The sequence below is a fragment of the Enterovibrio qingdaonensis genome (assembly GCF_028683135.1).
Lineage (GTDB): Bacteria > Pseudomonadota > Gammaproteobacteria > Enterobacterales > Vibrionaceae > Enterovibrio > Enterovibrio qingdaonensis.
This window is the reverse complement of the sequence record NZ_JAJUBB010000004.1, coordinates 196,914-215,518: the sequence shown is the minus strand read 5'-3', so window position 1 is coordinate 215,518 and position 18,605 is coordinate 196,914. Positions and strand designations below refer to the sequence as shown.

Below are 18,605 nucleotides of genomic sequence, written 5' to 3'. Positions count from 1 at the left end.
AGACTTGTGGTCAAAGTTTGCTGTCAATCATTTTCACTGTAAGATTATGATTTATAAGGGATGTCATGTAAGTGTCGTGGCGGTGTCGTGGCCGACAGTGCTTATTTTTCGGTAGGTTAGTTGGCAAACAGCAGAAAGGAAATACCAATGATTATCAGGAAATTACGACTACAGCGTGGTTGGTCTCAAGAACAGCTTTCAGAGATGAGTGGGTTGAGTGTTCGCACAATTCAACGTCTCGAAAGAGGAGACAAAGCGGGATTAGAGTCGCTGAAATCGTTGGCTGCTGTGTTTGAAGTTCAAATAACCGACTTACAAAAAACGGCGGAGCCAGACATGACAGATGAAGTGAAATACACCGAAGAAGAAGAGCGTGTGATGAACCAAGTGCGAGATATAAAAGGGTTTTACTCGCACCTTGTCACCTATGTGCTGGTGATTGGCATGCTGTTTGTGATTAACCTGCTTACGAGCCCTGAATACATTTGGGCATGGTGGCCAGCCATGGGCTGGGGTATTGGTCTTGTCGTTCAAGCATTGAATACATTTGATGTGCTGAATTTCTTTGGCCCAGAATGGGAAAAGAAACAGATTGAAAAGCGGCTGGGGCGAAAGCTGTAGTCAAAATCCAAAATCCAAAAGCCAAAAGCGTAACAACCTTGAAGCCAGCATTTTGCTGGCTTTTTTGATCGTGAATGCAGGCGTTTTCGCTACCGGAAACGTGGTGTGGCTATTTGCTTTATATCGAGGGTGTGAGGCGTTACAAGAATTAACTGATTTGGTCGAAATTGATGTGACTGAACGGTGATGTTTACGTATCTACTTAGATGTATTGCGGGGCATTTTAAGACGCCGCTATATTCACAGGCGATAAGTCGAGGTGAATAAGCAAGGGGATAGAGTAGGCCTTCTCCCCTTGCTGATGAGCGTCACTTTTCGATGTGAGTGGCGTTGCTGCTCTGCAAGCATTCAGGCTTTTCGAGTTGGCCTGAATGCACATTCTCCTTCGTGGATTTGTAGCAGCGACTCCCCCTACAGTGGTTCTGCTAGTCAACCCCCGGCGTTTCCTCCTTGGATGCCGGGATTTTTTTATACCATTTCTTCTAACGTGGCTTCAGTGACCTTCACCCTCGCAATGCGGTTGTGGTCGATAAGCAGGATTTCAAAGCTCCACTGACCATGCTGAATCACCTCGCCTTCAGCAGGAAGTCGGTCGACCAACCAAGTCAGCATGCCATTTAACGTTTGGAAGCCTTCTTGATCTTCGCCATCCAGTGCATTGATATTCAACCTGTTTTTGAACTCACTGATTGGGATCAGAGCATCCATCACCCAGCCGCCTTCGGGCAACTCTTTTACCCATTGTTCCTGAGGTGATAAAGACAGCTCACCGGCAATGGCTTCCAGCAAATCATAGTGAGTAACCAGACCTTGAATGTCGCCATATTCATCGATGATGAAGGCCATTTCCGCGCTGTGTGTTTGCAGGTGGTTCAACAGCGTTAAGCCTTTCATTGACTCAGGCACGTACAGCGGCTGTTTCACGAGCTTGACAATAGAAGGTGTGCTCAGTTCATTGGAGCTGCTAAGCAGCATCTTTGCTGACACTGTACCTACGACGGTATCAAGGTTGCCGCGACACACAGGAAAAACACTGTGCTTGGTGCCGCGAATGCGTTTAAGAAGCACATCAACCGGCTGTTCGATATCTAAATAATCGATATCGCGTCGCGGTGTCATCAACGAGCCCACTAAACGGTCATTGAGATGGAGAATGTTTTTAATCATCTCTTGCTCGCGCGGTTCAATCGCGCCGGATTCTGAGCCTTCATTGACGATGGCTTGGATATCGTCTTCGGTTACCACATCGTCATTGTCGTTGTTAATGCCTAATAGTTTCAGCAAGGTTTGGGTCGAGAAACTCAGCAGCAAAACGAATGGCCGTGTGATAATGGATACCCAATGGATCGGAAGAGCAACCACCATGGCAATGGCTTCAGCCTTTGATTGTGCGATACGTTTAGGAACCAGTTCGCCGACAACAATGGCGAAGTAAGTGATACCTACCACCACGATAGCGGTCGAGAGGATATTGGCCGTGTCCGCATCTAGCCCGTTTAGAACCATAAATTCAGCAAATGGCACAGAGAGCGTCGCTTCACCGACAATACCGCTTAAAAGACCGATAACGGTGATGCCGATTTGAATAGTCGAAAGGAAGGTATTAGGGCTTTCTTTGAGTGCTAAAGCAGTGGCTGCTGCTTTGCTGTTTTCGGCGAGTTTTTTAAGCCGACTGGCTTTTGATGCGACCAGAGCGATTTCTGACATCGCAAACAAACCATTTAGAACAATTAAACCAACAAGTAAGAGAACATCCATAAAGTATTAAATTCACGTAATTAACAGCCGTCAGAATAATCCGGAATGTAATTATGGAATGTGACAAAATGAATAATTTTGAAGCAAGAACCGTAAGGAATTGTAAGGATTGTTGGTAGAGAGATAAAAAAACAGCCTGAATAGGCTGTTTTTTTGATTTTCTATTCGTTATGCAACGTTTAGCATCTTTTGTTGATGCGCGAGGTACTCATCGTAAGTACCTTGGAAGTTGTTCAACTTCTTATCTTTGATTTCGATGATTGATGTTGCCAGAGATGATACAAACTCGCGGTCATGGCTGACGAAAATCAGTGTGCCTGGGTACACTTTCAGTGCGCTGTTCAACGCTTCAATTGCTTCCATGTCCATGTGGTTCGTTGGTTCGTCCATTACCAAGACGTTGATGTCTTGCATCATCAACTTACCGAAGATTAAACGGTTCTTTTCACCACCTGAACAGTTCTTGGCTTTTTTGTTGACGTCATCTTCGGTGAACAGCAAACGGCCTAAAATCGCACGAACAATCAGGTCGTTGTGCTTTGCGGTACGCCATTGTGAAATCCACTCGAAAATGGTCATGTCGTTGTCAAAATCAGCAGTGCTGTCTTGAGGGCAGTAGCCGAAGGATGCGTTTTCCGCCCACTTCACTACACCTTGCGTTTGTGAAAGCTCGTTGACAAGGCAGCGAAGCAGGGTGGTTTTGCCAACACCGTTCTCACCGATAACAGCAAGACGCTCACCCGCTTCCAGCAGCAGGTTACCTTTTTCGAACAGCAATTCGTCTTCATACGCGTGACCGAGGTCTTGCAGTTCCAACGCTTGGCGGTGCAGCTTTTTGCCTTCGCCAAAGTCGATAGAAGGGCTGATGCGGCTAGATGATTTCACTTCATCCAGTTTGATTTTGTCCATACGCTTAGCACGAGAGCTTGCTTGCTTTGCTTTAGACGCATTCGCACCAAAGCGGTTTACAAAGTCTTGAAGCTCGCTGATCTCTGCCGCTTTCTTCGCGTTGCTGGAAAGTAGCTGTTCGCGGATCAAACCTGACGCTTCAATGAAGTAGTCATAGTTACCCGGATAGATACGCAGTTCACCGTAGTCAATGTCTGCCATGTGGGTACACACGGTGTTTAAGAAGTGACGGTCGTGCGAGATGATGATCATGGTGCACTTACGTTGGCTAAGCTCTTCCGCCAGCCAGCCGATGGTGTGGATATCCAAGTTGTTGGTTGGTTCGTCCAGCAGCAGAATATCTGGGTTAGCAAACAGTGCTTGAGCAAGAAGCACACGTAGCTTCCAACCCGGCGCAACGTGTTGCATCAAACCAAAGTGAAGGCTCTCTTCGATACCTGCTTTGATCAAAATGTCACCCGCGCGGCTTTCTGCCGTGTAACCGTCCATTTCCGCGAATTCGCTTTCAAGCTCAGCGACTTTCATACCGTCTTCTTCGCTCATTTCTGGCAGAGAATAGATACGGTCACGCTCTTGTTTGATTTCCCACAGTTTCTTGTCACCCATGATCACCACGTCGATAACGTTGTGGCTTTCGAAGGCGAACTGATCCTGGCTTAGTACGCCAAGCTTCAACCCCGGGGTAATAGACACGTTACCTGAGCTCGGTGTCAGCGCGCCACTTAGGATCTTCATGAAGGTTGATTTACCACAGCCGTTTGCACCGATTAAACCGTAGCGGTTACCGTTGCCGAACTTCGCAGAGATGTTTTCAAATAACGGCTCAGCGCCAAATTGCATGGTGATGTTAGCTGTCGAAATCAAAGAAGTATTCCTAGGTGTTTGAATGAGTTGTTCTCTACGCCAGTTGCTGAACGTGAGTAAATAGGCGGCGAATTATACAGACTAATGCGGCAAAGAACAGATGTGAGAGTAAGATCACGTCTTAAGATTTTGTGAGATTTACTTTCAACGCTGTCTGGCGGGAGATTGGCAATAAAAAAGCACCGTATGCAGGCCACAGACGGTGCTTAATATCCTACTTAGATCATACTGATTTTCAGTGGGTTATGCTGTTACTTCACTTTCCAACTGATGGTTTCACCCGCACGGATTGGCACAACAATATCAGCACCAAAAGGCATAGTTTGTGGCACAGACCATTCTTCCTTGGTCAGTGTCACTGTGTCAGTGTTGCGTGGGATACCGTAGAAATCTGGGCCGTTAAAACAGGCAAATGCTTCCAGATTGTCCAGCTTGCCTTCTTGCTCAAACACTTCAGCGTAAAGCTCAAGTGCCGCGTGTGCCGTGTAAGAGCCTGCGCAACCACAAGCAGACTCTTTCGCGCCTTTAGCATGCGGTGCAGAGTCGGTGCCTAGGAAGAACTTCTTGCTGCCGCTCGTCGCGGCTTCTACCAATGCTTTTTGGTGCGTATTGCGTTTTAGAATTGGCAGACAGTAGAAGTGAGGTTTAATACCACCAACCAGCATGTGGTTGCGGTTAAACATCAAATGATGCGCCGTGATGGTTGCTGCTACGTTATCGTTCGCATTCTTCACGAAGTTTGCCGCGTCAGCGGTAGTGATGTGCTCCAGCACGATCTTCAAGCCTGGGAAGTCGTTCACGATCGGTGCCAAAACCGTATCGAGGAATTCTTTTTCACGGTCGAAAATATCAACGTCGTGCGTGGTCACTTCACCGTGAACCAGAAGCAGCATGCCGACTTCTTGCATCGCTTCCAACACAGGGTAGATATTCTTCGCAGAGGTTACACCTGAATCAGAGTTTGTGGTGGCACCTGCTGGGTAAAGCTTGGCAGCAACAACCGCACCGGATGCTTTCGCTTTTTTGATTTCGTCTGGTGACGTGTTGTCGGTCAGGTAAAGGGCCATTAATGGCTCAAACTGAGCAGAAGGTTTTTCCGCCATAATGCGCTCGCGGTACGCAAGGGCCATTTCAGTGTTTGTAACAGGAGGAACGGTGTTTGGCATGATGAGTGCGCGACCGTTGTAACGGCTGATGTCGCGGACGGTATCTGTCAGTACTTCGCCATCGCGAAGATGTACGTGCCAGTCGTCAGGGCGAGTGATTGTTAGTGTGGTCATTAAGGCGTCCCTCCATAGCAAAAATATCGGATTGGCGCCTGCTAGCAAGGAATGAGAAAAGAAACGCAAACGCTTGCGCTCAGGCGGCAGGATGATAGAGGAAAAGCCTTCATATTTCACCCCTTTTTATCGGTGTGATGTCAAACGATGGGAAAGAACACGTGCAGTAGCGTGTTGAAAAGTAAGGTGCGAACTGCAATCAAAATAAGGGTTAACAGACGATAGAAGAGTGGCTTACTTTATTGGCCAGAAAGGCGGAATGATAAATCGGGTTTGGTTAAAACCACCCAGCAATCGCTTTACTGATGAGTGGCCAGATTTGACCAAGTTAACCTCATAGGCATTCAGTTTGACGGTATAGTCGACCGTTGCGTGGCCGGATTGACCGACATAAGTGAGATAGATGTTGTCATCGCGTTCAAAACAAACATAGTTCCACAACTCTTCTTCAATTATTCGATCCATTGATGGCCCTCGGTACTTTCCTGCATTTCATGCCCTCGTCGTTGGCGAAAAACGCCACTTGTTGATCAAATTGAGCTTTCCCTAACCACTCACCCAAAACACGCCAACGATACCCCTTCTTTCTCGTAAACCGCCTTAACCGTTGGGTGTTTGGCCATCTCGCGAAGGTACCTGACGAGGTTTGGACATTGTTTTTTGGCGTCTTCGATGTTCGGTAGCCAGCCGCAGAGCATAACGAGGAAAAAGTCGCAGGCTGAAATCTGCTCCCCCAATAAATACTTACCTTGTTGCAATTGCTTATCGAGCACACTAAGCGCGTTACCAATCTGGACGCGCTCTGCGGCTTTAACTCCGTTTATCGCCGTTTCGTCAGTGGTGTGTCTTTGCGGATAGTAGTAAACCAGAAGCGCGGTTTGCAGTGTATTGTTCAAATAGGCCAACCATTGGAAAAACAGTGGCCGTAATGGGGAGCCTAAAGGTGGCATCAATTGATGCTCTGGGTGCTGTTCACATAGGTGAATACAAATGGCAGGGCTTTCGAATATCGCTTGGCCATTGTGGACCAAAGTAGGCACGCGCCCTGCTGGATTGAGTTTCAAGTAAGACGCCGATTTTTGCGCATTTGCCTTTCTATCCACCAACACCAATTCGTAGTCGAGCCTCATATGATGCAAAAGCATATGCGGAGCAATACTGGCGTTGTTTCTTGCGTAGTAGAGTTGGTACATCAAACATCCTTGAACGAAATACTGACTAGGTGAATTTACATGAAGCTGGGTTACAGCAAATCATAGTCGCGAATAAACTGGCTCATGTGATCTGCCACTGACGCATGCTCGCTTTCAATCGGGTGTCTGGCACAGCCTTTACCTTGGATCTTGAAGGTGTGGCGATAAACCTTGGCTCTACCAAGGGCGTGCAGTTTTGCAATCGCAGCGTCTGCCGCTTCTTCTAGCTTTTGGGTAGGGACAGCCAACAGGATATTCACGTCGTCATGATCGCCATTTGGGTTTCGATAGTGGGCCACAATCTCTTCAACAAACGCTACCATCCGCTGTGTCCACGCTTGTGTAAACTCGGTTAGAGATTGCCATGACTCTTGCGCCTGTAAAGGTGTATTGAAGTCGTTTGTGCCAATTTCAATGACTACTAGGTTGGGTGTTTTCTCTGTGTAGTGGGTGTCATCGTTTTCGATAGCACTCGCTTTAAAGGCAAAATCTGGTATGTGTTGATGCGGCGCAGTACCGTTCCAGTTTCTGATCAATCCCATGCCGGAGTATGAGACTTGGGCAAGACTCGCACCCAGACGTCTCGCCGTTTGATACGGAAAAGCCAATCGCGCGTTAGACGTGTCGAACACTTCTTCCGTCGAGCATTCGATGGTGTTGGACTCGCTGGCATAGCCTGCGCTCATGGAATCCCCGATAAACAGAATATGTGGTTGGTGGTCTTTGGGATGCGGTTCAAATTCCCCATCGTGATGGAATGCGAAGAGGGTACAAAATGACACGTAATTCTCAGTGCGTTTTATGAGCTCGATAGTTACCGCTGTTGATGTGTCGGCTTCTATTAACGCAAACGTTTCTCGTATTCCTTGAGGGGAAGTGGTGATTTTTTTAGCAAGTTTGCCGTCAACCAGCACATCAAAACCATCACCACATCCTTTAAGTTCAATGGCCAGATACTGCCCTACAAACCGACATTGAAAGTTTATGCCCGGCCAATTACATCTCACAACACCCGTGTCATTGTCTCGAACGATTCGTCCTTCATAACGAACATGCTTATGTGTGGCAGGATCGGTGATTCTTTTTTCGTTCGAGATAATGCGCGTGTGTTCCATTTTTTGGCGGCTCCATGGTAAAGACGTTTGCGTGAACGCTAGACCATGGATATTACCGCCAAATTTTGGCAATACTTTGACTTACATTGTTTTTGTGTCTTGAGCGGGGTTTTTCGTCAGAAGGTGCTTCACCATTTTGTTCACCGCATTCATCTGAAGCCCTGATTTATAGGCGTAGTCATATCGCGTATATCCCCACCAGTCCCAGCAGCCTTTCGGGTTCATCATCAGGCGGGTTTTCGCTTGAGGGTAGAGGACGATGATGTTGTTGGCATCCGCCCATTCGTTGATACCGACTTCAGTCGGGTATTCATCTCCTAGCGTGTCTTTGTTTTGCTGGCAACCGTGAAATGCTACATGCACTTTGCAACCGCTCTGAGTAGAGCAATTTTGAGGGATAAAGACATAGCCTTGCTCATCCATACTTGTCAATGTGGAGTCGATAAACGGGCGTTGATCGAACAGTGATAGTTTACCCGGTTGGCTAGGTGGCGAATCTTTCAATGGGCCAACCACCCAAGACAGCATTTCTTTTGCACTGTCGTAATCACAATCGTTGATGTACGGGCTTTTTGTTTCGCTGCATGGGCTGCCTACATCATCTGTTACGAACGCATGCCCGGCAGGTATGTTTTTCACAAAGTTGATGTTTTTTTGAGGGCCGACTTCTTGGTAATAGCGGTGAACGGTTTCCATCGTAACAGGCTTGACGGTCGGGTCTTCAGTTCCGCTAAATAACCACACCTTCTGTTTAGCGATGTTGCTAATGCTGTCAATTTTCCCCTGTTTTTCGTGCCTCTTCGTCAGGGACAATAGGGTATCGAGGTCGGCTCCTTTCTCCATGCAATGATAGGCGCGACCGGCATTGGTCAGACTGGCTAGTGGATCGGTAGGGTCAAAGCTCAGTACATTGACGCACTCATACGGGATGCCGGCGATAACACCTACGCCGCTTACTTCCGAAGAGAATGCCACGCCATATTGCACGGCCATTGCACCGCCGGATGACAAACCAGAAACGGTCACAGATTCGCTATCCGCGCCGAGCTGAGGTAAAGCATTGGTGTTTTCCTTGTCTGCTGCATGCGCAAAGACGCTTAGCATTGCGGTGGTTAACAGAACTGCAATTGGAATGTTTTTCATCTTGGCCTCATAAATTAAAAAAGCACGACGACTTTTCTGTGCCACAGAGAGAAAACTAATAACACTCTGATACGTTGTGAATTTCGACACGAAATGTATAGTTTTTAATGCATGTCGTGTCAATTCTGCCTGACTATTTGCGGGGTCGTGTTTTTGGTTCTGGGCTGCCCGTGGCAAAAGGCTGCAATATCGTTCAATACCTCACACACCAATTTCTCTACGCTAACACCAAGCGAATGAGGAAGCATGATGAACAGTATTCTTTGGGCAATGACAGTTTTTGCGTTTGTGGGGGCAGTTACACCGGGGCCTGTGAATATCCTGGCAACGAGTACTGCTGTGAATTTAGGGATGCGTGCTGCCATCTCACATGTATTGGGGGCATCGCTCGCTTACGCCTTTGTGGTGTTTTGCAGTGGTTCAGCCATGCATGTGTTGATGGCATTTATTCCCTCAATGGCTCTATCAATGAAACTGGTGGGCAGTGCGTATATTCTCTACCTTGCGTACAAAATTTTCCGCGCGCCGTCGGAAGGAATCCGGCTTCAACAGAATACCAAAGGCAGTGCTTGGACAGGTGCGGTGACTCAGCTAATTAATCCGAAAGCTTGGCTAGTGGCGATGTCGGGGATCAGTCTGTTTGTTGTTAATGGCTCTGATTACAACCAGTTGTTGTTGATGTTTACGTCTGTTTCACTGGTTATCTGCGTGATAGGGGTCGGAGTCTGGGCAGTGATTGGGACGGTATTGGCAAAGTTTCTTGAAAATCCTGTCTACCACCGCCATTTTAATCAGAGTATGGCGATATTATTAGGCATATCTGTCGTGTCACTTTGGTAGAGGGAGGCTTAGGTTGGCGAAATGAAAAAGGATTTAACGGCGCATTTTAAAAAAAGCACATTGCTTCCTTGGATTGAGATGCGTGTTGCTCATCAAAGTTGCGCCTGTTATGAGCCGCACTCTCACGATGAATTTTCCTTTGGTATTATTCAACAAGGCACGGCGACCTATCAAAATCGGAATGCGTCTTACCATATTGCGCAGGGCGATATTGTGACAATTAACCCCAACGATGTGCACTCCTGCAATCCCAATGCTGGCACTTGGTCATACAGCATGCTGTTTGTTGACGCTATGCAAATGGGCATCATTCAAGAAGATGTGCTCGGCGAAAGTCGTCGTGATTATGTTCCCTTTCCCAATGATGTTGAGCGTGATGAACGTATTAGACGTAAATACCTGCATCTTTTTCAATCGCTTGAAGATGAGAGTGATGTGTTTGACGCCGAAGTGGCGTTGTATGAGTTTGTGGAAACCGTGATGGCCGGTGGGGCACTGAAATCGATTGAACGGCGTCATGATTTGCCGACCCTTTGTTGGGTGAAAGACAAGCTATTGGATAACTTCCAGCAAACGCAGCAATTGGAAGAACTGGCTAATGAAGCGGGCATGAGTCGCTATCAACTACTCCGTGCGTTTAAAGGGCAATTCGGTTTACCGCCTAATGCCTATTTAATGGACGAAAAGATCAAGCGAGCTAAGGTGATGTTGAGAGCAGGGGAAGGCATTGCGGATGTCGCTCTGCAATTAGGCTTTTCCGACCAAGCGCATTTTCAGCGTCAGTTTAAAAAGAAATTGGCGGTGACGCCCAAGTACTATCAATCCCATTTTGTATCGAAGTAGCCTAGTGTCGATATAACGCGGGAAATGAAAAAGAGTCCTCAACGGACTCTCCTTCATAGGGGGAACGGATTTTAGTCTTCTGACGTGGCACCGATTTTGTGAATAGCGAGATCAGCACCTTTGTACTCGTCTTCATCGCTAAGGCGGATGCCTGATACTTTGTCGACGGCCGTGTAAACAATCCAACCGCCCACGAATGCAACCACAACGCCAGCGATAGTACCGATGATTTGCGACATCAGGCTAACGCCGCCCAAACCGCCCAGTGCTTCGGTACCGAAAATACCGGCTGCAATACCACCCCAAACGCCACAGACGCCGTGAAGCGGCCATACACCTAATACGTCATCAATCTTGAAACGGTTCTGGATCAGGGTAAACAACCAAACGAACAGAACCCCTGCGATACCGCCTGTGATCAACGCACCGATGGGGTGCATGAGATCGGAACCCGCACACACGGCGACCAAACCTGCAAGTGGACCGTTGTGTAAGAAACCTGGGTCATTTTTGCCTGCAATGAGTGAGGTGATAATGCCGCCCACCATTGCCATCAAGGTGTTAACGGCAACTAGACCACTTATGCCGTCCATGGTTTGTGCTGACATGACGTTAAAGCCAAACCAGCCGACAGTCAGGATCCATGCGCCTAAAGCAAGGAAAGGGATGTTTGATGGAGCAAATGCAACTAAGCGTCCACCGCGGTAGCGACCGTTACGTACGCCCAGAATCAAAATGGCGGCAAGGGCGATCCAACCGCCAACAGCGTGAACAACCACGGAACCCGCAAAGTCATGGAATGGCGCACCAAAAGTATTGTTTAGCCAGTCTTGAAAGCCGTAGTTGCTGTTCCAAATCAGTCCCTCAAAGAAAGGATAAACAAACGCGACGATTGCGGCAGCGGCGACCAACATAGGTGCGAATTTGGCGCGCTCAGCTACACCGCCGGAGATGATGGCAGGAATGGCGGCGGCAAAGGTCATTAAGAAAAAGAATTTAACCAACTCATAGCCACTGCCTTCAGAAAGTACGCTAGCACTGCTGAAAAAGGTCACATCATAGGCAACCCAGTAACCGATAAAGAAATAGGCAATTGCTGAGAAACCAAAATCGGACATGATCTTGGCTAGCGCATTGACCTGATTGCGGTGTCTAACGGTGCCGACTTCCAAAAAGGCAAAGCCTGCGTGCATGGCTAGTACCATGATGGCACCAATCAAAATAAACAGTGTGTTGGCACTTTCTGATAGCGTTTGAATCGCGCTACTGATGTTATCCACGTTAATTTCCTCTACTTCCTTGAGAATGTATTTGCTTCCAGCGGTAGGGGTTAAAGCACAAAGTGTGCCGGAATGTCCCAAACAAGTGCAGGGATACACCAAATCAGTGCGGTGGAATGCTAATGCTTTGAGGTATAAGGAAAATGCAGGGCGTGTTTTTTGCCTCTTGATTGGACATCATGGCGATGAAAGGAGACGTGCGGTGGGCAATATTGGTGCAATTACTTTGTCATCAATGCACTGAGATGGTGCGTTGGGTATCGAAAGGGTACCAATCCCACGGACAAGTTGCGGTTTTTGATACCGTCATATTGTCCGTGAAAAGGGCTGAATTACGCGTTGAGTGCTTGGCGAATAAACCCATTGTTTGCGTCGAGCTTGGCCTTGGCTTGTTCTGCAGACAAGTTTGCCAACAGCATGAGAATAGCCGTTTTACAATGGCGGCCACAGGCGTTTAGTGCGCTGTCAGCCTCTTCCGCTGACACGCCAGTTGCTTCTACCACAATGTTAGTTTGGCGTTGAATGAGCTTTGCATTAGTGGCTTCTACATCGACCATAAGGTTGCCAAAGACTTTTCCGCTTCGGATCATCGCGCCTGAAGTCAGCATATTCAGCACCAATTTTTGTGCCGTGCCGGCTTTCATTCGCGATGAACCTGTGACGACTTCTGGGCCAACAACTGGCGTGATGGCGATATTGGCTTCATCTACCATGGTACAGACGGGGTTACAGGCGATGGCCACCACGGTAGAACCGATGGATTTGGCGTATCTCATGCCGCCAAGCACATACGGCGTGCGACCACTGGCCGCGATGCCCACCACGACGTCTTTGTCAGTCAAAGCGAGGTCGATAAGGTTTTGTTTGCCGAGCTCTGCATTGTCTTCCGCATTCTCAACGGCTTTTAAAATCGCTGGATGCCCTCCGGCGATGAGGCCCACGACCATCGCAGGATTGGTGCCGTACGTCGGCGGACATTCACTCGCATCAAGAATACCCAATCGGCCAGAGGTTCCCGCCCCCATGTATATCAGTCGTCCACCGTCAGCGAATGCGTTGGTGATGGCATCGACAGCTAGCGCAATGTTCGGTAATTCGGCTTCGACGGCGAGCGCGACTTTTTTATCTTCGTCATTGATCACTTTCAGCATGTCGAGTGTGGACAGGGTATCAATCTCTGCACTGGCAGGGTTGCGGCTTTCTGTCACCATCTTGGTAAGGTCTATTTTCATCGGTAGCGTACTCAATCTATTACTCTTTTTATGCTGTTCAGTATTCACGAACTGGCGGGTATAACTCAAGGAAAAAGCAGTCGTTCGCACAGATGATCCGGTCACTTTTACTGCACTTTCCTATCATGAATATATTTGATGGTAACGAGCAATAACGCGAATGGTGATTTTCTCTCAGATGCATAGACTTGCGTCTTTTCTCTGGCAGTAGAGCTCTGTATGCATTGCAAATTCTTCGAACAGCACAAATGTCGCTCTTGTGAGCTGATGGGCACCCCGTATGCTCAGCAAGTCACAGAAAAAGACGATGCGCTGAAATCCCTGTTTGAAAACCGTCTGCCTGAGCAGTGGTTGTCGCCGGTATTAAGCGAAGAATCAGGCTGCCGAAACAAAGCCAAAATGGTGGTGTTAGGTGCAGCACACCAGCCTGTGCTCGGTGCCGATGTGAAACGTGGTGAGCAGATTGAGCTAGTTAGCCTGACACATTGCCCGCTCTACACGGAAGACATGACAGTGTTGCTGGACTACCTGCAAGACTGGATTCGCACGTCCGGTATTCCGCCGTACAACAAAGTGAAGAAGAAAGGGGAGCTCAAGTTCATCCTTCTGACGCGAGCGGATTTTTCGGGTGAATTTATGCTGCGCTTCGTGATGCGAAGCAAAGATGCCATGGCGCGCGTGGAAGCGAATCTGCCAAGGCTTCAGGAAGCGTTCCCGAAAGTGAAAGTGGTGTCTGTGAATCTGCAACCTGTTCATATGGCGCGCTTGGAAGGTGAGGAAGAGGTATTCCTGACTGAAGAACAGCATCTTGTTGAGCGATTCAACGATGTGCCGTTGGTTGTGCGTCCAAAGAGCTTCTTTCAAACCAACCCGAAAGTGGCGGCGACACTTTATGCAACGGCCCGTGAATGGGTAAAAGAAATCGCACCCGCACGTATGTGGGATCTTTTCTGTGGTGTTGGCGGTTTTGCGCTGCACTGTGCGTCTGTGACCGATGCAGTCACGGGCATTGAAATTGAACCTGAAGCGATTGCCAGTGCGAAACGTTCAGCCGAAGAGATGGGTATCGACAATCTGAGTTTCGATGCGTTGGATTCCACTAAGTTTTCCGAAATGCAGGACACGGCTCCTGATTTGGTGTTGGTCAATCCGCCTCGTCGAGGTCTGGGGAAAGAGCTGGTGGCACAGTTAGAAGAACTTGCCCCGCAGCACATCATTTACTCGAGCTGTAACCCAGACACATTGAAAGCGGATATAGATGGGCTGACAAGCTATGACGCTAAGCGTCTGCAATGGTTTGATATGTTCCCTCACACAGATCATGCTGAAGTCATGGTGCTGCTGGAACGCCGAGCATAAAACACTGCGTCAGCGGTTATGACGTGATGGCCGCTGACATCTTTTCTGACACATCAAAAATGGCCCTTTCCAGTTCATCTTCAGGTTTGCGATAGAGCAATCGAACCTGAAACGGAATGTGCCATTTTTCGTCGCCAGCCACACTTAGCTCTCCGCGCATCAATTCATCTTTGACAAAAGAATGTGGTAGCCAAGCCAGCCCATAACCGCCGAGTACCATGGATTTTAGCGTATGTGCGAAGGGATTTTCGTATCGCCGCGTCAGGTAGCAATCTTCATTTTCCAACAGTTGGTCCATGGCTTTCCCGAACAGGGATTGGTGGGTATAGGCCACGAGAGGGATAGGATCTTGCGCGCTGCCAGGAAGGGTATGTTTGGGCTGGTTGCCAACACGCAATGTGACAGGAACCAGTGTTTCTTCCCCAATGACCGTACTTTCAAATCGGGCATCATCAATGCCTAATCCAACGTCTTTATGGGTATAGCAAAGCAGGTAGTTCACGGTGCCGTTACGGAACATCTCGATACAGTCTGCGAGACGGTCTGAAGACAACCTGACATAGATGGGGCCGACGGACTTTTCGATCTCTTCCATCCAAGCCATAAATACGGTTTGCACAATGGAGTTTTGAGCAGCGACCGAGATTTCGTTCGCCGTGATTTTTTTTAAGGCTCTCGCTGTTTCTCTTGCCTGATAGAGTTTGTTGAGTATCTCTTCCGCTTCTACGACAAAGACACGTCCTTGTTCTGTGAGTTCCAGTTGTGGCGAGTCGCGATTGACTAAGTCCGTGCCCACCCATTGTTCCAGCGCTTTTATGCGCCGACTAAATGCAGGCTGCGTAACGAACCTTTCCTTCGCTGCAGAGGTAAAACTGCTCGAATGGGCAAGGCAGACTAAATCTTCCAGTAATTTAAAGTCCAATGCTTCCTCCAGGTCATACCATCAACTACATCTCGACCTAGCACGCAGGTTGTCACCGTTGTCGTTCCATCGACGTGATGTTTTAACACTATCAGAGTTGGTCACGTTGAAAGGCTTAAAGATAAGAAAGTGCTGGATTGAGCGCAGATACTTGGCAACCTCAATAAATCGGTTATTTTCCTTGTTTGGACAAGAAATGCATTTTTATCATTATGAATTCACATTGTTTTTTGTAGCTCCTAAAAAATTGGAATGCAGTCCAACCAAATTGGCATTACGCAAAATACCCTGTCGTCGCCATGCTTAATGGAGCGATTTTGAAACCTTGATTTCCCAAGGTGGCAGAACTCATTAAGAGCGAGTAAAGACAAGGGAGATGTCCTATGAAGTGCCAACGCTACGTCCGTTCTTTCGTAAAAAGTACCCTCAGTATCGCCATCGTCAGTGCCTTGCCATTTACGGCACAAGCTGCGGAAACTATTCGCCTTTCAACCTATGTGAATGAGTCGGATATTCGCTATCAGGGCTTCCAGAAGTTTGCCGAACTTGCGGCCGAAAAAAGTCAGGGCGATCTCAAGGTACAAATCTTTCCGTCTGCAACCCTTCATGGCTGGAGCGAGGGTGTAGATGCGGTGCAAGGCGGGGTGTCAGATATCAGCTGGATTCCCGCAGACAAGCGTCTTCCTTGTTATCGCGTGACCTCTTTGTATCCGGTTGCGATTAACCTCGAAAAGCAAATCGAACTGGACAGTGACTATGCCGCGCTCGTGGAAGCGGAAGCGGCAAAGGCGGATTTGATCCCACTGATTAATTCTAACTACTCATACGATCAAGAATGGTGGTTTGAAGACCCAGTTTCTGACATCGGTAACTTGAATGGCAAGCTGGTTCGCTCCATCGGCCCTTTAGTTAGCCTAATGATTGAAACATGGGGTGGTAAGCCAGTATTTGTGGCACCGAAAGAGGTGTTCCAATCCGCAGAACGTGGTGTGGTTGATGGCATCAATATGGGCGTGGCGACCTACAGTTCATGGAAGCTTTGGTCAGTCATGCCACACATGGTTAATGCCAATATGTTTTACGGCAACATCATCTACATGATGAACAAGGACAAGTTTGATGACTTAAGTCCTGCCAACCAAAAAGCACTGAAAGAAGCGGCGGTTGAAGCCGAAGCTTGGCTAAAACCGCGCTATGAGACTTGGGTAGATGAGCGTGTCGGCAATGCGGTGATGGCGAATGGCGGCTCGGCGGTTTCCATGTCAGAAGATCGTACAGGAGAGCTATTAAAAGGCATTCAGGCGAAATGGACACCGGAAGTGAACGAAGCATGTGGCGTGCCATTGGCAGATAAAATCCGCGGATTGTTTGCGGCACACACAGAGTAATTCAGGGGAGCGCACCGTATGAAATCACTCCTTTTAAAGCGGCTCAACCAGTTGTCTTTGGCGTTGCTTTACTGCGGTGCGGCTATCGTGCTGGTTCAGGCATTTTGGATCAGCTATGGCGTTGGCGTGCGATACCTGCTTGATTCGCCTGATGGCATGGTGACCGAAGCCACGGCGTTACTGCTGGTGCCCGTCGCGTTTCTCGGTGTTTCTTATGCACTGTTAAATGATGCTTACCCTAAGGTCGGCTTAGTCCGAGATAAACTTCCGCCTTCCATTCAGTATTGGGTAGATAAGCTCAATATGTCGGTGATGTTGATGGTCGGCGGCTTTTTCTTTGCGGCATCCACCAAAGCCATGCTCAAGTCTATCGATTCAGGTGCGGCGTCCGAAATTCTTCTCTGGCCACGCTTTTACTTCTGGATCCCTGTGGTGATTTCACTGCTCGCTTTTTGCCTGACCGCACTCTATCTGTTGGTGGCAGGAAGAGAGGTGCCTGTGTCGCAAAGGACAGCGACGGATAAGCCAAACGAACAATAATAAGGACGTTTTATGGAATGGTACGTTGTCGGGCTAGGTATGTTGGGCTTGTTGATGGGCTTTATCATCATCGGCCTCCCTATCCCGTTTGCGCTTGCTGCAGCTTCAATCCCATTTTTGCTGGATATTCTGAGCCTCAAATCGTCGTTAGTGACAGTTGAATTGAAACTGTGGGGCGTTTGGTTTGATTACATTCTGCTTGCGGTTCCCCTGTTTGTTTTTCTCGGTGAGTTGATTGGTCGGTCATCCATAGGGCCGAATCTCTATTGGTTTATGCACAGTAAACTGCCTGTTCGTGGTGCCGCAGCATACGGCAGTATTGGAGCCTGTGCAGGTTTTGGTGCCGTATGTGGCTCAAGTATGGTCGGTGCCTTGACCATAGGCGGTGTTGCATTGCCAGAAATGCTCAAGCTGGGGTACGGGAAACGCCTGTCTAGCGGAGTGTTAGCCGCCGGCGGCACGCTCAGTGTGTTACTTCCGCCAAGTCTTATTCTGCTTTTTTATGGCATCGTGACTGACCAATCCATTGGTGCGCTATTTATAGCGGGCGTAGTGCCGGGCCTTATCCTCGTCACCATGTTTTTTATTATTGTCGCGGTCTGGGGCAAGGTTAAACCGCAAGATATTCCTGGGCAGGAAAGCATCAACCCGATTCCTTGGCTGGTGGCGTTTTCGGCTCTATTTCCTGTTCTGATCATCGGCTTGGTGATCACCATTTCAATCTATGCGGGTATCGCAACACCCACTGAAGCCGCGGGCGTTTCCGCTGTATTTACGCTTGTGCTGGCGTACTTCTTTGGCGGCCTGCGTTGGCAGGGCTTACTTGAATCGTTGAAATCGACCATGCAAACCATGGGTTATCTCGGGCTACTGCTTTCTTCTGGCGTGTTGTTTGGCTTCGTGATGACGTATCACCAGATCCCGCAGCAATTTACCCAGCTCTTTGTTGATATGCAGCTATCGCCTTATGCCGTGCTGGCGATGATTGTGGTGTTTTACATCGTGCTAGGCATGTTCCTTGAGCCTGTCTCAATGACGTTTATTACGCTGCCAACCTTATACCCTTTGGTTTCCGCCGCTGGATTTGACCTTATTTGGTTTGGTGTGGTTTACACCATCACGATGGAAATTGCGGTGCTTACGCCTCCTGTCGGGCTCAATTTATTTGTGATTCAAAATCTCGCTAAAGACGAGGTTTCCATCGGGGACGTCATCATTGGATGCGTGCCCTTTATTGTCGCCCTCGCGACTTTGTTACTGGTGTTGGTGGGACTGCCCGACACCGCGCTTTGGCTTCCGGAGTTAATGGAATAATAAC

General features: G+C 48.4%; 17 protein-coding genes. 7 read left to right on the top strand and 10 right to left on the bottom strand.

What is annotated here, in order from left to right:
* The first annotated feature begins 147 nt into the window (after nucleotides 1-147).
* Nucleotides 148-621, top strand: a complete 474-nt coding sequence (locus tag LRP49_RS08010; protein WP_274141484.1) for a 2TM domain-containing protein — start codon at nucleotides 148-150, stop codon at nucleotides 619-621.
* A gap of 468 nt (nucleotides 622-1,089) precedes the next feature.
* Here LRP49_RS08010 and LRP49_RS08005 read toward each other — a convergent pair whose 3' ends face one another.
* The 7 genes from LRP49_RS08005 to LRP49_RS07975 all read right to left on the bottom strand — a co-directional run bounded on the left by LRP49_RS08005 (nucleotide 1,090) and on the right by LRP49_RS07975 (nucleotide 8,883).
* Entirely contained in the window at nucleotides 1,090-2,379 is a 1,290-nt protein-coding gene (locus tag LRP49_RS08005) for a hemolysin family protein (RefSeq protein WP_274141482.1), read from the bottom strand.
* Nucleotides 2,380-2,547: 168 nt separating this feature from the next.
* Nucleotides 2,548-4,152: an ABC-F family ATPase gene (locus tag LRP49_RS08000; RefSeq protein ID WP_274141480.1), complete on the bottom strand. Its 1,605-nt coding sequence runs from the start codon at nucleotides 4,150-4,152 to the stop codon at nucleotides 2,548-2,550.
* 251 nt (nucleotides 4,153-4,403) lie between these two features.
* Nucleotides 4,404-5,432: a dihydroorotase gene (gene pyrC, locus LRP49_RS07995; protein WP_274141477.1), complete on the bottom strand. Its 1,029-nt coding sequence runs from the start codon at nucleotides 5,430-5,432 to the stop codon at nucleotides 4,404-4,406.
* 234 nt (nucleotides 5,433-5,666) lie between these two features.
* Complete coding sequence (locus tag LRP49_RS07990; RefSeq protein ID WP_274141475.1) at nucleotides 5,667-5,897, bottom strand: hypothetical protein; 231 nt, start codon at nucleotides 5,895-5,897, stop codon at nucleotides 5,667-5,669.
* A gap of 89 nt (nucleotides 5,898-5,986) precedes the next feature.
* Nucleotides 5,987-6,625, bottom strand: a complete 639-nt coding sequence (locus tag LRP49_RS07985) for a glutathione S-transferase family protein (protein ID WP_274141473.1) — start codon at nucleotides 6,623-6,625, stop codon at nucleotides 5,987-5,989.
* 50 nt (nucleotides 6,626-6,675) lie between these two features.
* Nucleotides 6,676-7,740, bottom strand: a complete 1,065-nt coding sequence (locus LRP49_RS07980) for an SGNH/GDSL hydrolase family protein (protein ID WP_274141471.1) — start codon at nucleotides 7,738-7,740, stop codon at nucleotides 6,676-6,678.
* 81 nt (nucleotides 7,741-7,821) lie between these two features.
* Nucleotides 7,822-8,883 (bottom strand): extracellular catalytic domain type 2 short-chain-length polyhydroxyalkanoate depolymerase, encoded by a 1,062-nt coding sequence (locus tag LRP49_RS07975; protein ID WP_274141469.1) that lies wholly within the window; start codon nucleotides 8,881-8,883, stop codon nucleotides 7,822-7,824.
* A gap of 249 nt (nucleotides 8,884-9,132) precedes the next feature.
* Here LRP49_RS07975 and LRP49_RS07970 point away from each other — a divergent pair, with 249 nt between their 5' ends.
* Nucleotides 9,133-9,723, top strand: coding sequence for a LysE family translocator (locus LRP49_RS07970; RefSeq protein ID WP_274141596.1), 591 nt, complete (start codon nucleotides 9,133-9,135; stop codon nucleotides 9,721-9,723).
* 21 nt (nucleotides 9,724-9,744) lie between these two features.
* On the top strand, nucleotides 9,745-10,566 hold the full coding sequence (locus tag LRP49_RS07965) for an AraC family transcriptional regulator (protein WP_274141468.1): 822 nt from the start codon (nucleotides 9,745-9,747) through the stop codon (nucleotides 10,564-10,566).
* A gap of 71 nt (nucleotides 10,567-10,637) precedes the next feature.
* Here LRP49_RS07965 and LRP49_RS07960 read toward each other — a convergent pair whose 3' ends face one another.
* Together LRP49_RS07960 and murQ are read right to left on the bottom strand one after the other, a co-directional pair.
* Nucleotides 10,638-11,846: an ammonium transporter gene (locus LRP49_RS07960; RefSeq protein WP_274141466.1), complete on the bottom strand. Its 1,209-nt coding sequence runs from the start codon at nucleotides 11,844-11,846 to the stop codon at nucleotides 10,638-10,640.
* 332 nt (nucleotides 11,847-12,178) lie between these two features.
* Entirely contained in the window at nucleotides 12,179-13,078 is a 900-nt protein-coding gene (gene murQ, locus LRP49_RS07955; RefSeq protein WP_274141464.1) for an N-acetylmuramic acid 6-phosphate etherase, read from the bottom strand.
* A gap of 219 nt (nucleotides 13,079-13,297) precedes the next feature.
* On the opposite strand from murQ, the gene rlmC reads away from it, so the two are divergent.
* The gene (gene rlmC / locus LRP49_RS07950) at nucleotides 13,298-14,437 is read left to right on the top strand and encodes a 23S rRNA (uracil(747)-C(5))-methyltransferase RlmC (protein ID WP_274141462.1); all 1,140 of its coding nucleotides are present in this window, start codon (nucleotides 13,298-13,300) and stop codon (nucleotides 14,435-14,437) included.
* A 16-nt stretch (nucleotides 14,438-14,453) separates the two neighbouring features.
* On the opposite strand, the gene LRP49_RS07945 is transcribed toward rlmC, so the two are convergent.
* Nucleotides 14,454-15,359: a LysR family transcriptional regulator gene (locus LRP49_RS07945; protein WP_274141460.1), complete on the bottom strand. Its 906-nt coding sequence runs from the start codon at nucleotides 15,357-15,359 to the stop codon at nucleotides 14,454-14,456.
* Between the two features lie 383 nt (nucleotides 15,360-15,742).
* On the opposite strand from LRP49_RS07945, the gene dctP reads away from it, so the two are divergent.
* Genes dctP through LRP49_RS07930 form a run of 3 tightly spaced genes read left to right on the top strand, consistent with a single transcriptional unit; the run spans nucleotide 15,743 to nucleotide 18,601 of the window.
* The gene (dctP, locus tag LRP49_RS07940) at nucleotides 15,743-16,747 is read left to right on the top strand and encodes a TRAP transporter substrate-binding protein DctP (protein ID WP_274141458.1); all 1,005 of its coding nucleotides are present in this window, start codon (nucleotides 15,743-15,745) and stop codon (nucleotides 16,745-16,747) included.
* Nucleotides 16,748-16,765: 18 nt separating this feature from the next.
* Nucleotides 16,766-17,287 carry a TRAP transporter small permease gene (locus LRP49_RS07935; RefSeq protein ID WP_274141457.1) on the top strand — a complete coding sequence of 174 codons (522 nt, stop codon included), beginning with the start codon at nucleotides 16,766-16,768 and terminating at the stop codon, nucleotides 17,285-17,287.
* Nucleotides 17,288-17,299: 12 nt separating this feature from the next.
* Nucleotides 17,300-18,601: a TRAP transporter large permease gene (locus LRP49_RS07930; protein ID WP_274141455.1), complete on the top strand. Its 1,302-nt coding sequence runs from the start codon at nucleotides 17,300-17,302 to the stop codon at nucleotides 18,599-18,601.
* The last annotated feature ends 4 nt before the right edge of the window (nucleotides 18,602-18,605 follow it).